Annotated in this window: 13 protein-coding genes and 1 riboswitch; of the genes, 7 read left to right on the top strand and 6 right to left on the bottom strand. The window is 43.8% G+C overall.

Going from position 1 to position 12,796, the window contains the following annotated elements; genetic code table 11:
- Positions 1–43: 43 nt before the first annotated feature.
- Positions 44–742, top strand: a complete 699-nt coding sequence (locus P5674_RS02650; RefSeq protein ID WP_035736314.1) for an HAD-IA family hydrolase — start codon at positions 44–46, stop codon at positions 740–742.
- 815 nt (positions 743–1,557) lie between these two features.
- On the opposite strand, the gene P5674_RS02645 is transcribed toward P5674_RS02650, so the two are convergent.
- Both P5674_RS02645 and P5674_RS02640 read right to left on the bottom strand, forming a co-directional pair.
- The gene (locus P5674_RS02645) at positions 1,558–2,169 is read right to left on the bottom strand and encodes a class I SAM-dependent methyltransferase (protein ID WP_006617666.1); all 612 of its coding nucleotides are present in this window, start codon (positions 2,167–2,169) and stop codon (positions 1,558–1,560) included.
- Between the two features lie 148 nt (positions 2,170–2,317).
- Positions 2,318–2,989, bottom strand: a complete 672-nt coding sequence (locus P5674_RS02640) for a glycoside hydrolase family 108 protein (protein WP_035736316.1) — start codon at positions 2,987–2,989, stop codon at positions 2,318–2,320.
- A gap of 373 nt (positions 2,990–3,362) precedes the next feature.
- Between P5674_RS02640 and P5674_RS02635 the strand changes: the two genes are divergently transcribed.
- The 3 genes from P5674_RS02635 to P5674_RS02625 are packed head-to-tail and all read left to right on the top strand — an operon-like array spanning position 3,363 to position 4,439.
- A complete protein-coding gene (locus P5674_RS02635; RefSeq protein ID WP_006617668.1) occupies positions 3,363–3,572 on the top strand; it encodes a DUF2997 domain-containing protein in 210 nt (69 codons plus the stop codon).
- A gap of 46 nt (positions 3,573–3,618) precedes the next feature.
- Complete coding sequence (locus tag P5674_RS02630) at positions 3,619–4,005, top strand: DUF1257 domain-containing protein (RefSeq protein ID WP_006617669.1); 387 nt, start codon at positions 3,619–3,621, stop codon at positions 4,003–4,005.
- The gene (locus P5674_RS02625) at positions 4,005–4,439 is read left to right on the top strand and encodes a ferredoxin (RefSeq protein WP_006617670.1); all 435 of its coding nucleotides are present in this window, start codon (positions 4,005–4,007) and stop codon (positions 4,437–4,439) included. Before P5674_RS02630 ends, P5674_RS02625 begins: the two co-directional genes overlap by 1 nt.
- 195 nt (positions 4,440–4,634) lie before the next feature.
- Here the strand turns inward: P5674_RS02625 and P5674_RS02620 are convergent, their stop codons facing one another.
- Positions 4,635–5,996: an NB-ARC domain-containing protein gene (locus P5674_RS02620; protein WP_006617671.1), complete on the bottom strand. Its 1,362-nt coding sequence runs from the start codon at positions 5,994–5,996 to the stop codon at positions 4,635–4,637.
- Positions 5,997–6,179: 183 nt separating this feature from the next.
- Between P5674_RS02620 and P5674_RS02615 the strand changes: the two genes are divergently transcribed.
- On the top strand, positions 6,180–6,590 hold the full coding sequence (locus tag P5674_RS02615) for a hypothetical protein (protein ID WP_006617672.1): 411 nt from the start codon (positions 6,180–6,182) through the stop codon (positions 6,588–6,590).
- 362 nt (positions 6,591–6,952) lie between these two features.
- On the opposite strand, the gene leuB is transcribed toward P5674_RS02615, so the two are convergent.
- Positions 6,953–8,044 carry a 3-isopropylmalate dehydrogenase gene (gene leuB, locus P5674_RS02610; RefSeq protein WP_006617673.1) on the bottom strand — a complete coding sequence of 364 codons (1,092 nt, stop codon included), beginning with the start codon at positions 8,042–8,044 and terminating at the stop codon, positions 6,953–6,955.
- A gap of 118 nt (positions 8,045–8,162) precedes the next feature.
- Between leuB and P5674_RS02605 the strand changes: the two genes are divergently transcribed.
- Entirely contained in the window at positions 8,163–8,630 is a 468-nt protein-coding gene (locus P5674_RS02605; protein ID WP_062945601.1) for a universal stress protein, read from the top strand.
- A gap of 196 nt (positions 8,631–8,826) precedes the next feature.
- Positions 8,827–10,029: a Coenzyme F420 hydrogenase/dehydrogenase, beta subunit C-terminal domain gene (locus P5674_RS02600; RefSeq protein ID WP_006617675.1), complete on the top strand. Its 1,203-nt coding sequence runs from the start codon at positions 8,827–8,829 to the stop codon at positions 10,027–10,029.
- Positions 10,030–10,162: 133 nt separating this feature from the next.
- Here P5674_RS02600 and P5674_RS02595 read toward each other — a convergent pair whose 3' ends face one another.
- Positions 10,163–10,357 (bottom strand): hypothetical protein, encoded by a 195-nt coding sequence (locus tag P5674_RS02595; protein WP_006617676.1) that lies wholly within the window; start codon positions 10,355–10,357, stop codon positions 10,163–10,165.
- 34 nt (positions 10,358–10,391) lie between these two features.
- Positions 10,392–10,496, bottom strand: a riboswitch (Glutamine riboswitch).
- A gap of 194 nt (positions 10,497–10,690) precedes the next feature.
- Positions 10,691–12,481 carry a translational GTPase TypA gene (gene typA / locus P5674_RS02590; protein ID WP_006617677.1) on the bottom strand — a complete coding sequence of 597 codons (1,791 nt, stop codon included), beginning with the start codon at positions 12,479–12,481 and terminating at the stop codon, positions 10,691–10,693.
- Positions 12,482–12,796 lie beyond the last annotated feature (315 nt).

Raw genomic sequence — 12,796 nt, 5'->3', positions numbered from 1 at the left:
ACTGAATATCAAACACTTAAAAGCAATTACCACCCTATCGGTTATGGCGATCACCCACGTTATTTATGATCTTGACGGTATACTATTAGATACTGAACCTCTCCATGCCAAAGTCAATCAGGCGATCGCTAACCGTTATGGTAAAACCATTGATAGAACCCTACAATATCAACTTTGTGGTCGTAAGTCTAAAGACTCCGCCGCCTTAATTGTAGAAACCCTGCAATTACCCCTAACCGCCGAAGCATTTTTGCAGGAAAAAGACGCAATTATCTATCAATACTATCCCCAAGTTCCCCCCTTACCCGGAATAGTTCGGCTTACCCATCACCTCGCCAACCACAATATCCCCCAAGCCGTCGCCACCAGTTCTGCTACCAGACCCTTTACCGCCAAAACCCAACCCCATCAAGCCTGGTTTTCCCTATTCCGCTGTATTGTCAGAGGAGATGACCCGGAATTAACCAGAGGAAAACCCGCACCAGATATATTTTTAATTACTGCTAAACGACTAGGCGCTAAACCTGAAAATTGCCTAGTTTTTGAAGACTCCCTCGCTGGCGTAATGGCGGCGCGACAAGCGGGAATGTGTGTTGTGGCTATTCCACCGCCAGAAATGGACTACAGCGCCTATCAACAAGCTAATCAAGTCCTGACTTCCCTAGAAGATTTTAACCCAGAATATTGGCATCTTCCAGCTTTTAAACCCCATAATCATCCGGTTTCCCCCGCGAAAGTTTAGGTCATCAACCCCCAACAGCCATGCTCACCCCCCATAACATAAGTTTAACTAATTCATACCGCCAGATGAATTTGATATTACAAAGATTGTTAAGATTTGTTACATTTTTATTGCTAATAGCTCGCAAATAGTTGACGAGATTATAGGGGTTGTGATACACTCAAATAAATCGCACCCAAGGGGTTACTGTGTCTATATGCAAAAATACAGGCTACAACCCTGATTCTATGGCGCTTAAAGTTATTCTCTGAGGAAAAAATTAAGCTGGCGATGCACGAGTTTTTTAGGAAAATGGGACGGCCGATTTTACACCTATTGACAAAAACGCGATTATGTGCATAGCACCTTCACAGAGAGAGGGGGAGTTGATTAATTTTGTCGTTGGGAGGCGATCGCTCTTCGATCCTAGTTTTGGTGTTCAACCCCCAACAGCCATGCTCACCCCCAAAAACATAAATTTAACTAATTCATACCGCCAGATGAATTTGATATTACAAAGATTGTTAAGATTTGTTACATTTTTATTGCTAATAGCTCGCAAATAGTTGACGAGATTATAGGGGTTGTGATACACTCAAATAAATCGCACCCAAGGGGTTACTGTGTCTATATGCAAAAATACAGGCTACAACCCTGATTCTATGGCGCTTAAAGTTATTCTCTGAGGAAAAAATTAAGCTGGCGATGCACGAGTTTTTTAGGAAAATGGGACGGCCGATTTTACACCTATTGACAAAAACGCGATTATGTGCATAGCCGCTTTCCCCAGCCTCTCCCGGACGGAGAGGAAGTCAAAATAAGAGGGAGTTCATTGGTTAATAATTAACAAACTTAGTGAGGAGAACCGGACCGATTAGGTAGTGATGACTCAAACAAGACAAACCCGCAGTATTAGCCAACTGTTCCCTTTTTTTGCGGCTGTACCACCGCAACTTACCAGGAGAGACAGCAACCTCTCGATATTCAGTCCAATCATTAACCGTATAATCAGCCAGATAAAAAACTCCCCCTGGTCGCAAAACCCGTTTAATTTCTGCTAACACCAATTCAGGGTGAGGATAATGGAGAAAACTGATAGTACAAAAAACGGCATCAAAACTCGACTCAGGAAAAGGTAAAGCCTCAACATTCCCCTGTAGAAATTGTAGGCGATCGCCATAGATATTTTTATTTTTAGCCTCTTTAATCATTTGAGGAGATAAGTCAAACCCCGTCCCCTCAAGGTCAGGAAACTGTTTAGCCAAACGCTGTAGCAGTCGTCCTGTACCACAGCCAATATCAAGAATATTAGCCGAATTAGGAAACTCCGCAAACTCCAATAAACGCTTATGTACAGCCTGATAGAAAACCGTTGTTAGCAGGAAATCATAAAAAGGAGCCCAGCGGTCAAAAAACCATTGTTTATTCTGAAAAAAGCTGTCAGTCATAGATTAAAGATATCCCCCACATACAAAATAGTACCGTAGCGTCAGACCCAGCAGCTTTTTGGTCACAAGAAATACTGGCAACTCTGACGCACCGGAATATATCTCTCTAACCCATGTTATCGCAGGGCTATAAATCCCAGAATATCAATTAATTTTGAATCTGGTTAACATATCCCCAGAGACTATAATCACGACTGAGCCAACCATGAAAGAAAGCCATTTGACTAGGCTTTTCCTGAACTCGCTTATAACGATAAAGGATGCGCTCATTCACAATTTGGAGAGCGGTAAACTTATTGTTACCCTGTTCCATAGCCGCGCGAGTTTCGGCATCAAATACCCCCGTTTGTGGCAACCCCAAGGCTTGTTGTAAAAAAGTAATGGAATTATGAATGCCAAAATTAACGGCGGTGTCAAACATGACGATCGCTAAAGCCGGGTGCATTGCGGGAGCGCCGCTACCTCTCCAATAGCCATCATAAATTTCCAGCATTTCCGCATCAGACATTTGTAGCACATCCAAGGGAGGTAAACCCCTGCTGGCACGATAGGCATTATATTCAGTTTGGAGAATACCCCTATAGGTGCGGCCGCCAATATCTGCTGGATGGTCACTAAAGCCACCCTCAAAATAGAGAGTAAATCCCAAAGCGGCATCAAAAAGTCGCTGTTCGTAATCGCTTTTACTGCGGGTACGAGCCAAGGTTTCGTGACCAATCAGCGGAATAGAAATAGCCACCAATAACCCCAAACCGCCAGCAATCAGGCGAGACTTGAGATTCATATGCTTCAGCTTACCAGTTGCTTGTTGTACATTCATAGCTCTAACGAGTCCTTTGGTCTGGTGAGTTCACTCAACTAAGGATAGTAGCAAAGCTGACCAATCCCTGCCAGCCGTCTCCTACCCAGGCTCAGAGGGGAAATACAGAGAGCCGGAAGTAGATGTTATCGGGTCAATAGTACCATGCCTTGACGGTTCCGAGCATCTACGCGAAACTTAACATATAATGAACCTACTGCTTCAGGCATTGATAACTTTTGTCAAGTTCTCAGGGGTTTTTGTTCAACTGATTACCCCTGATGTCTGAACAGTGCAGTCAGAACCATCTGATTTAGCTGACAGCCTGCCTATATCAGAGATCTTCTCTGGTGTCGGTATTGTATTAGACCACTTTGTGCAGTCGATTTAAGCTATGGAAACCCTAGAGTTTATCATCCATCCCGACGGCCGAGTTCAGGAACGAGTCACCGGAATTGTTGGTGCTTCCTGTGCTGAGGTTACGGCGGCGATCGAAGCTGAGTTAGGGGTGGTATTAAATCAGGAGACAACTTCTGAATATTTCGCCCAAGGGAATCACCAGTCTCAGAATGCCACTGCTCAAGTGGGTTTGAGTAACTGGTAAATTCTATCTATAACCGTTCAAGCAATTCATTCACAATTTACCAACTATGTCACACTTTAGCCAAATCAAAACCCAAATTCGGAATCTCACCTCTTTAAAAGCTGCTTTGACTGATTTAGGTATTGACTGGAAGCCAGGACCCCGTGAGGTTCGAGGTTATCGTGGTCAAACTATGGCGGCGGAAGTGGTTATCAAACAAGAGAATGGTTATGATATCGGCTTCGCTTGGAATGGTCAGGAATATGAACTGGTGGCAGATTTGCAATTTTGGCAACAAGCTACCCCGGTTGATCATTTCCTGAGAAAAGTTACTCAACGTTATGCTTTCCACACTGTGGTTAGCGCGAGTAGCGCCCAAGGTTTCCAAGTTTCCGAACAGCACAATAATCAAGATGGCTCGATCCGCTTAGTTGTTCAACGCTGGAGTGCTTAATGTCTCAATTGTCTGCATCATCACAACAGTCTCACTCAGAACGTTCGGGGTTAGAACCGGAATTGGGTGGGTTTTTGCGGGATGCACCTGAGCGTTCTGGTTTTGAGCCAGAGTTGGGGGGTACACTCCGCCAAAAAGGGGTTTATGTTGATGAACCTACTTGTATTGGCTGTAAGCATTGCGCTCATGTGGCTAGAAACACATTCTATATTGAGCCAGACCATGGCCGATCGCGAGTGTTTCGCCAGGATGGAGATTCCGAAGATGTCATTCAAGAGGCGATCGATACTTGTCCGGTTGATTGCATTCACTGGGTTGACTATACCGAACTCAAAGTCCTTGAACAAGAACGTCAAAATCAGGTGATCGCTAGGGTTGGTTTTCCGGCTGAGGCGGCGATCGCCCCCCGGAAACGTAAACAGTCCCGAAGGTAAACTACAATCAAACTAGGGGTAATTCCTATATTATCCCCTCATCCCTAGATTATTACAAGTTAAGCAAAAGTGAGAATATCTTGCTTTTGCTTTTTTGTCGGCTGCATATACCTAAAACATCCCAAATAGGTGCGATCGCTCTCTTCGCTCTCTCTTTAGCCACATCACTATACCAATCCATTCTACCAATTCCTATCACTGTTGACAACAGAGCAGATACTCCCTCAATACCGGACACACCTTAAACAACAGCCGATTTTCTCGAATTTTCGTAACTATATATCGCTGCTGTAAGGACTGTAACCCGTTAATTAAGTCCATTGATGATAACTGTAAACTCTCCGTTAAATCTTCTCTAGTTAAAGGTTTATCTAACTGGCTCAACTCTAAGATAAGTTGCTGTTCTATGGGTGAGAGTCGCTCAAATAGCTGCTGAAAACCAAACTGCATTTCTGGGGTGATTATCAAGCTATTCTCGGCCAAAAAATCAGCGACATGACCATCAAAAATGTTGTGGATGATAAAAGCAATCTGTTTCAAATAACCAGGATTTCCCTGATATAATTGGATTAACTTTAACCAATTATCCTCATCCTTCAGCAGTCCTCCTCCCATATTTCTCAGGATTTCTACATCCTCTAAACCGGATAACTCTAAAGATTTTATGGGATATAATTGCTCATCTAAACACTCCATCTCTCGACATTTCTCTCGACTGATTAATATAACATTACTCTGATGTTCTAAGTCGGCGATCGCCCGGAAAAAGTTTTGATAATCTTGATAGTCTCTTTCGTATTGTCCGACTAATGCGCCTCTCGTAAACAGATTTTGTACATCGTCCAGGATGATTAAACAGTGCTTTTCCGTCAAGAAACCTAATAGTTGTTTAAGGCGATCGCTCACAGTTACTTTTGGTTCTTCTTCGCTAACTTTCAATAAATCATTAACTAGCGATGTCAACGATTCGGGAAATTTTAAGTCCCTCCAAATTATTACTTCAAATCTATCTAAGTGCTTATCTACAAATCTTTTAACTAGAGTCGTTTTTCCAATCCCAGATACTCCTAACACCGCAATCAAACGACTCTTTCCCTTATTCAATAACCACTCTTCCAGCCTCTTTAATTCCGTTTCTCGGTTAGAAAAACAAATAATTTTAGGCGCTAAACTTAAATCGATTTTCTGGAATATATCATCATGTATTTGCTCCCTATTTGAGGGCTGACCAGGATATGAATAAAATTGTAAATTATGACTACTTTCTATGCTATTAATATTAATGAATTGTGATGAGTTAAATTCTAACCGTTCAAAGGTTGAGCGAAAGTTATTTTTTTTTATATCCTCACCTAATGCTTCAGATAATATTTGCCATAATTTATAACCAATATCTCTAACATGACGCTCACTCAAGTGACATGAATCAGCGATTTTATCATAGGTTTTACCTTCCCATACTCCCTTAATCACAGTTTGCTGAGAGTCGTCTAAGTGCTTTTCTGTTTGCTGAAACACTAGATGATCTGCCAATTGTAAAACTTTTGTTACATCCATTTAACTTAAACAGGCTAATCGATTTAATCATTATACCTTAGTTGATGCTCGTCATTTTGCGTCATTTTGCGTCATTGAGTTAATATTTATTCACAAAACTTCCGTCATAATCTGATTTTTAAGTATAGCCAAATACCTAAAGTTTGTGGCATTGTCGTAATTGAGCAAAGTGGAGATTTAACAATGTCAACAAAAGCACTTCATTCACGCCGTTATTTTATCCTGGGTTTAAGCAGTACATCTCTAGTATTGTTGCTGGCAGCCTGTAGTCATGTTTCCGAAAGTGAGCAGCTACGAGCAAAAAGTATTCTTAACAAAAAAATGCCTAATTTTGAAAGTCAAGCTAGAACAGCAATTAAAAATAAAAACCCTAAAGTTATAGGAAGATGGCGTTACAAATTTTCTCGAGACAAAAATACCAACGAAATTTTAATTCAGTATGGTATTCATGGGATAAACTGGCTCCAATTTCTGATTTCTATTATTGTTTCAATTATTACATTAGGGATATTTGAACCAGGATATCAGACCGGATCTTATGTAACAGTTGCGGTGAATTTACAAACGGAAAATGTTCGCTTTGTTTCCAGGTAATTAAGGAATAGTGGGCAGTTTTGAATTAATTACTAAATTACTCACCCGACAAGCATAGCGCTATTTTGAGCTAAACAATTATCTCAACTTAAGCCTTTACCTATCAGTGACTATCATTATAAATAAATGTTAAACCTTTAACAGTAGTAACACATTGAGCTAATTTTTGGGTTGAACATAAAAATGATAAAGAGTTTGTCAGGTATGCTAAAAAACTCTTCTTGTAGCCATACTTAAAATCCACCAACCTTAACAAGTATAATCACCAGATGAAATAGCGATCGCCTCCCTCAAAATTAACCCCAGAATTAACCCCAGAATTAACCTCACCCGAAGCGATCGCAATTATGAAGGAACCTTAATCAACCCTGTTCAGACAAAGCCTTTAATAACATATCGCCCATTTCCCGACAGCCTACCGCCTTCATACCCTCAGACATAATATCCCCCGTGCGGTATCCCCAATCAAGAACCTGTAACACCGCCGAATCAAGGCGATCGCTTGCTGCCGGTTCGTCCAAACCATAACGCAACATCATAGCAGCACTCAATACCTGAGCCAACGGGTTCGCCTTATCCTGTCCCGCGATATCTGGAGCCGAACCGTGTACAGGCTCAAACACCCCAGGACCAGAAGCACCCAAACTCGCCGAAGGTAGCATCCCAATACTTCCCGTTAGCATAGCCGCCGCGTCTGAGAGGATATCCCCAAACAAATTACCAGTCACAATAGTATCAAACTGTTTCGGCCAGCGCACCAATTGCATAGCCGCGTTATCCACATATAAATGAGACAATTCCACCTCTGGATAGTCCGCCGCCAGCGCCGTAATGCGATCGCGCCATAACTGAGAAACATCAAGAACATTAGCCTTATCCACCGAACACAGGCGACCCTGGCGTTTTTTCGCCGTTTCAAACCCCACCCGTCCAATCCGGTCTATTTCCGATTCTCCATAGGCCATCGTATTGACCCCCCGTTTTTCCCCCGTCTCCGTCTCAAAAATACCCCTGGGTTGACCGAAATAAATACCCCCCGTCAACTCTCGCACCACCATAATATCTACCCCTTCCACAACTTCCCGCTTCAGAGATGACGCATCAATCAAGTGAGGCAAAATAGTAGCCGGACGCAGGTTAGCAAATAGCCCCAAACCTGCTCTCAGTGCCAAAAGTCCCGTTTCTGGGCGTTGGTGACGCGGTAAATTATCCCACTTGTAGCCGCCGATCGCCGCCAACAACACCGCATCACTATCGCGACAAGCCTGTAATGATTCCTCTGGTAGCGGTTCTCCCGTAGCATCAATAGCCACTCCCCCCATGAGCGCTTCTTTAAATTCAAAACTTAGGTCTAATTGTTTACCAACAGCCTTGAGGACATCCACCGCCACCGCCATAATTTCGGGGCCGATGCCATCACCTGACAGAAGGGTAATGCGGTAGTTTTGGGTCATTTTGATATCGTTTCATATATTGTAGTGCAACCTTATATCATAACAGAAAATTTGATAATTTCATTTGATACTTCCAATAAAGGGGTATGATGAATCTAAGGCGTATTTGGTTCGGGTTATGGAATATTCTAAAATTTTGGTGGCCATTGATAGGTCATCCCAAAGTAAGCTCGTGTTCCAAAAAGCATTTCACCTCGCTAAAGTAGAACAGGCAGAACTGAAGATTTTTCATTGTGTGGGACTGTCTCCTCTGGCTTTTGGTTCTGCTGGGGATATTTATGGACAGGGTTTGGGACGGGCGGCGCAGGTGCAACAAGAACTAATGGCTAAGGAAATTGATGAGATCAAAAATTGGCTACAAACTTTTTTAGATCAGTGTGAACATGAGGGGATTCGGGCTACATCTGAGTATAAAATTGGTGAGGCAGGTTATTGGATTAGAGAGGTGTCTTTATCCTGGAATGCTGATTTAGTCGTCATGGGAAGAAGGGGGCGTTCCGAACTGGCTGAACTGTTTCTTGGTAGTGTTAGTAATCATGTCATCCATCATCTCAGATGTTCGGTTTTAATAGTTCAGAACCCTTAATAAAAAAATAAACATTTGGGGGGCGATCGCCTTTTTAATGATTAGGATATCTCCCCTTCATCAATTATCCTATTACTCCCCCTAGGGTGAAAAAAGACACTTATCATTATACAATAAATTCTCAGGTAATCCCCAAGTGGTCGCCTCAATGCTAAAATTAAGCCACTGAATCTTACACATAACAAACACGCTTTCAATGACTTCATTACAGCAACCTCGCTCGCATCAGAAAGCCAAAGCCCTTAAACCAGGAAGCCGTCGCCCCGCTAAAGCCCTCTGTAGCGAATGCGGTCTTTGTGATACCTACTATATCCACTATGTCAAGGAAGCCTGTGCTTTTCTTAACGAACAGATCGCTAACCTCGAAGAACAAGCCCACGGGAGATCCCGTAATTTAGACAACTCAGATGACCTGTATTTTGGCGTACATCAGGATATGATGGCCGCCCGCAAAAAAGAACCTATACCAGGGGCACAGTGGACAGGCATTGTCAGCACGATCGCCTGTGAGATGCTTAACCAAGGTATAGTCGAAGGGGTGGTTTGTGTCCAAAATACTAAAGAGGATCGCTTTGGACCTATGCCAGTCCTCGCCCGGACCCCGGAGGAAGTTCTCGCCGCCAGGGTCAACAAGCCTACCCTCTCCCCTAACTTATCAGTTTTGGAAGAAGTAGAGCGATCGGGCATGAAAAAATTACTCGTTATCGGTGTAGGATGTCAGATCCAAGCCCTGCGCGCCGTTGAGAAACAAATGGGCTTAGAAAAACTCTATGTTCTCGGTACTCCCTGCGTTGACAATGTTACCCGCGCCGGTCTACAAAAGTTTTTGGAAACTACTAGCCGATCGCCGGAAACTGTTGTCCATTATGAATTTATGCAGGATTTCCGCGTCCACTTTAAGCACGAAGATGGTTCCACCGAAACCGTCCCATTTTTTGGCTTGAAAACTAACCAACTGAAAGATATTTTTGCCCCCTCCTGTCTCAGTTGTTTTGATTATGTGAACTCTCTGGCTGATTTGGTGGTAGGATATATGGGGGCTCCTTTTGGCTGGCAATGGATCGTCGTTCGTAACGATCGCGGACAGGAAATGCTCGATCTGATTCAAGACCAACTAGACACTCAACCCGTATCTTCCAAAGGCGATCGCCACCAAGCCGTTCAACAGAGCATTCCCGCCTACGATAAAGCAGTCACCATACCCATGTGGGCCGCTAAAATGATGGGGGTAGTTATTGAACGCATTGGACCCAAAGGCTTAGAATATGCTCGCTTTTCCATCGACTCTCACTACACCCGCAACTATCTCTATGTAAAACGCAATTACCCAGAAAAACTAGATAATCACGTCCCCGATTTTGCTAAACGGATTGTAGCACAGTACAAACTACCAGACTAAAAAAAAGACCCCCGTAAGGGCTGACTGGGGCAGGGGATAATTAGCCATAAAAAAACTGGCTAATTTTGTCAAAATCCCTGTCTCAGTTCTCGAAATATGTCATTTTTTCAGGAGAAAATCACGCAAATCTCTGTTATGCCAGTCGGAAAGCCAATACTGGAACAATTAAGACCAGCAAAACTGACCAAGGTGCATAAACCAGACTGATCAATAAACAGACAAATGCAGTCCCCCTCGCTCCAACTTTAACAACCTCCTCAGAAGTCTGAAAACTCAAGTAAATCGCCAAGCAAGCGACGGAAAAAGCCACCAAAGAAGGTACAAACATTGTACTTACTCCCTTCAACCAACTGTCAAAATGTGGCGCGTTCCTTCGGGCATGGGTCCCTACTTCCGTCTTCCTCAGAACGTTAAGCAATAACTGGACAAACAGACAGTTAAGTTAACGGGTGGGGGAGATGAACGTTTTGTATATTTTATCAATTATAACACAATTCATAATATGTCAATAACCTTTATTTAAATGGGGGTCAAGATTTCCTGACGGTTCCCTGTCCCCGGCCCAGAAAAATTTAGGGGCGGGTGCGCGCTGTATTGTGTAATAAACAGCTAGAGCAACCCCGCCCACTTAACCCTTGCCACAAGGCAGTTTTAGCTAGGTTTAGCGTTTAACCAACTTTTTACTCACCTTACGCAGACGCACGGACTCAGGAGTAACCTCCACCAACTCATCAGGGCCGATATATTCTAAGGCACGTTCTAAACTCATATCCATAGGAGTCTGTAATTGTACCAATTCATCCCCAGTAGCAGAACGGTGGTTAGTTAACTGCTTAGTTTTGCAGACATTTAACTCCAGGTCTTGGGGTCGGTTGTGTTCCCCAACAATCATACCTTTATAAACCTTAGTTCCTGGGGTAATGAAAAACACACCCCTATCCTCAGCATTTTTCAGGGCGTAGAAAGTGCTAACCCCCTCTTCAAAAGAAATTAACACCCCATTGCGTCGCGCTTCAATATCTCCACTCATGGGACGATATTCTAGGAAGCTATGGTTCATAATCCCTTCACCACGGGTCATCCGCATAAATTCCCCCCGGAAACCTACTAAACCACGGGCGGGAACTACAAATTCCAATTGGCCGCGACCATTAACCCCCATACGCATATCCTGCATTTCGGCGCGGCGCTGACCCAAACGTTCCATACAACTCCCTACAGCCTCTTCTGGAACATCTAAAACCAGATATTCAAAGGGTTCGCAGGGTTGACCGCTAACTTCTCGGTAAATTACCTGGGGTTGGGATACTTGGAACTCGTAACCCTCCCGGCGCATATTTTCAATTAAAATACCTAGATGGAGTTCCCCACGACCGGAAACCATGAATTTATCAGGGGAGTCGGTTTCTTCAACCCGCAGGGCGACGTTAGTTTCTAATTCTCGCATTAAGCGATCGCGCAATTGTCGAGAAGTCACATAAGTACCTTCCTGACCTGCAAACGGGGAATCATTCACCGAGAAAGCCATTTGCAAGGTCGGTTCATCAACCCGGATTAAAGGTAAAGCCTGGGGTTCATTAGGACAGGTAATCGTTTCCCCAATATTTGCATCACTGAAACCAGCCACAGCTACCAGATTTCCGGCGCTAGAGGATTCTAAATCAATCCGGCTCAGGCCTTCAAATCCCATTAACTTGGTGATTTTGCTACGGACTACCTCGCCATTTTCCTTAACTAAAGCAGCCTGTTGTCCGGCTCTAATCACCCCATTATGGATTTTACCAATAACGATACGGCCGACATATTCGGAATAGTCTAGGGTGGTAACTTGCAGTTGTAGGGGTTTTTCTGGGTCGCCTACAGGTGGTGGTACATGGTCGATAATATACTCAAACAGGGGTTTCATATCTACCCCTTCCTCTTCCAAGTCCTGTTTGGCGTATCCTGCTAAACCTGATGCAAACAGATAGGGAAATTCGCACTGATCATCATCTGCCCCTAGTTCCAAGAATAGGTCGAGAACTTTATCAACTGCGCCATAGGGTTCGGCACGGGGGCGATCGATTTTGTTAATCACCACAATGGGGCGGAGTCCCTTTTCTAGCGCCTTTTTCAGGACAAAGCGCGTTTGAGGCATCGGGCCTTCGTTAGCATCGACAATCAGTATACAGCCATCAACCATACCTAGCACCCGTTCCACTTCTCCGCCAAAGTCGGCGTGGCCGGGGGTATCGACAATATTAATTAGTGTTTCTCCGTAGCGAACGGCGGTATTTTTAGAGAGAATCGTAATTCCCCTTTCCCGTTCAATATCATTGGAGTCCATAATACAGTCCGGGACATCTTCCCCTTCCCGGAAAATACCGGACTGTTTGAGAAGAGCATCTACTAATGTGGTTTTGCCGTGATCGACGTGAGCGATAATAGCAACGTTGCGAATGGGAAGAGACATACTTGATCAGTTGGGATAACAGAGATTATCTGGAAATGCAAAAATTTCACATCTCTTAATAATTTTAACCTATCTGGCCGAAACTCACAAAAAAACCTTTCCTTTCCCCCTCTCCCCCTCTCCCCAGAGGGCGGGTTTATTCATCTTCGCGCCCCTAGTGAAGACATTAGACAGGTTGAGAGAGAGGACGGGTTTATTTATCTTCGCGCCCCTAGTGGAGGAATTAGACAGGTTGAGAGAGAGGGCGGGCGGGTTTATTCATCTTCGCGCCCCTAGTGGAGGAATTAGACAGGTTGAGAGAGAGGGCGGGCGGGT

Source organism: Limnospira sp. PMC 289.06 (genome assembly GCF_032350395.1).
GTDB lineage: Bacteria > Cyanobacteriota > Cyanobacteriia > Cyanobacteriales > Microcoleaceae > Limnospira > Limnospira platensis.
This window is presented reverse-complemented; position numbering and strand designations above follow the sequence as displayed.

What these genes read in the sequence shown, in the direction of transcription:
- P5674_RS02630 (WP_006617669.1), top strand. Translation starts at nt 3,619, where the DNA reads ATGTCACACTTTAGCCAAATCAAAACCCAAATTCGGAATCTCACCTCT.
- P5674_RS02595 (WP_006617676.1), bottom strand. Translation starts at nt 10,357, where the DNA reads ATGTTTGTACCTTCTTTGGTGGCTTTTTCCGTCGCTTGCTTGGCGATT.
- P5674_RS02620 (WP_006617671.1), bottom strand. Translation starts at nt 5,996, where the DNA reads ATGGATGTAACAAAAGTTTTACAATTGGCAGATCATCTAGTGTTTCAG.
- P5674_RS02605 (WP_062945601.1), top strand. Translation starts at nt 8,163, where the DNA reads ATGGAATATTCTAAAATTTTGGTGGCCATTGATAGGTCATCCCAAAGT.
- P5674_RS02650 (WP_035736314.1), top strand. Translation starts at nt 44, where the DNA reads ATGGCGATCACCCACGTTATTTATGATCTTGACGGTATACTATTAGAT.
- P5674_RS02625 (WP_006617670.1), top strand. Translation starts at nt 4,005, where the DNA reads ATGTCTCAATTGTCTGCATCATCACAACAGTCTCACTCAGAACGTTCG.
- typA (WP_006617677.1), bottom strand. Translation starts at nt 12,481, where the DNA reads ATGTCTCTTCCCATTCGCAACGTTGCTATTATCGCTCACGTCGATCAC.
- P5674_RS02635 (WP_006617668.1), top strand. Translation starts at nt 3,363, where the DNA reads ATGGAAACCCTAGAGTTTATCATCCATCCCGACGGCCGAGTTCAGGAA.
- P5674_RS02640 (WP_035736316.1), bottom strand. Translation starts at nt 2,989, where the DNA reads ATGAATGTACAACAAGCAACTGGTAAGCTGAAGCATATGAATCTCAAG.
- P5674_RS02615 (WP_006617672.1), top strand. Translation starts at nt 6,180, where the DNA reads ATGTCAACAAAAGCACTTCATTCACGCCGTTATTTTATCCTGGGTTTA.
- P5674_RS02645 (WP_006617666.1), bottom strand. Translation starts at nt 2,169, where the DNA reads ATGACTGACAGCTTTTTTCAGAATAAACAATGGTTTTTTGACCGCTGG.
- leuB (WP_006617673.1), bottom strand. Translation starts at nt 8,044, where the DNA reads ATGACCCAAAACTACCGCATTACCCTTCTGTCAGGTGATGGCATCGGC.
- P5674_RS02600 (WP_006617675.1), top strand. Translation starts at nt 8,827, where the DNA reads ATGACTTCATTACAGCAACCTCGCTCGCATCAGAAAGCCAAAGCCCTT.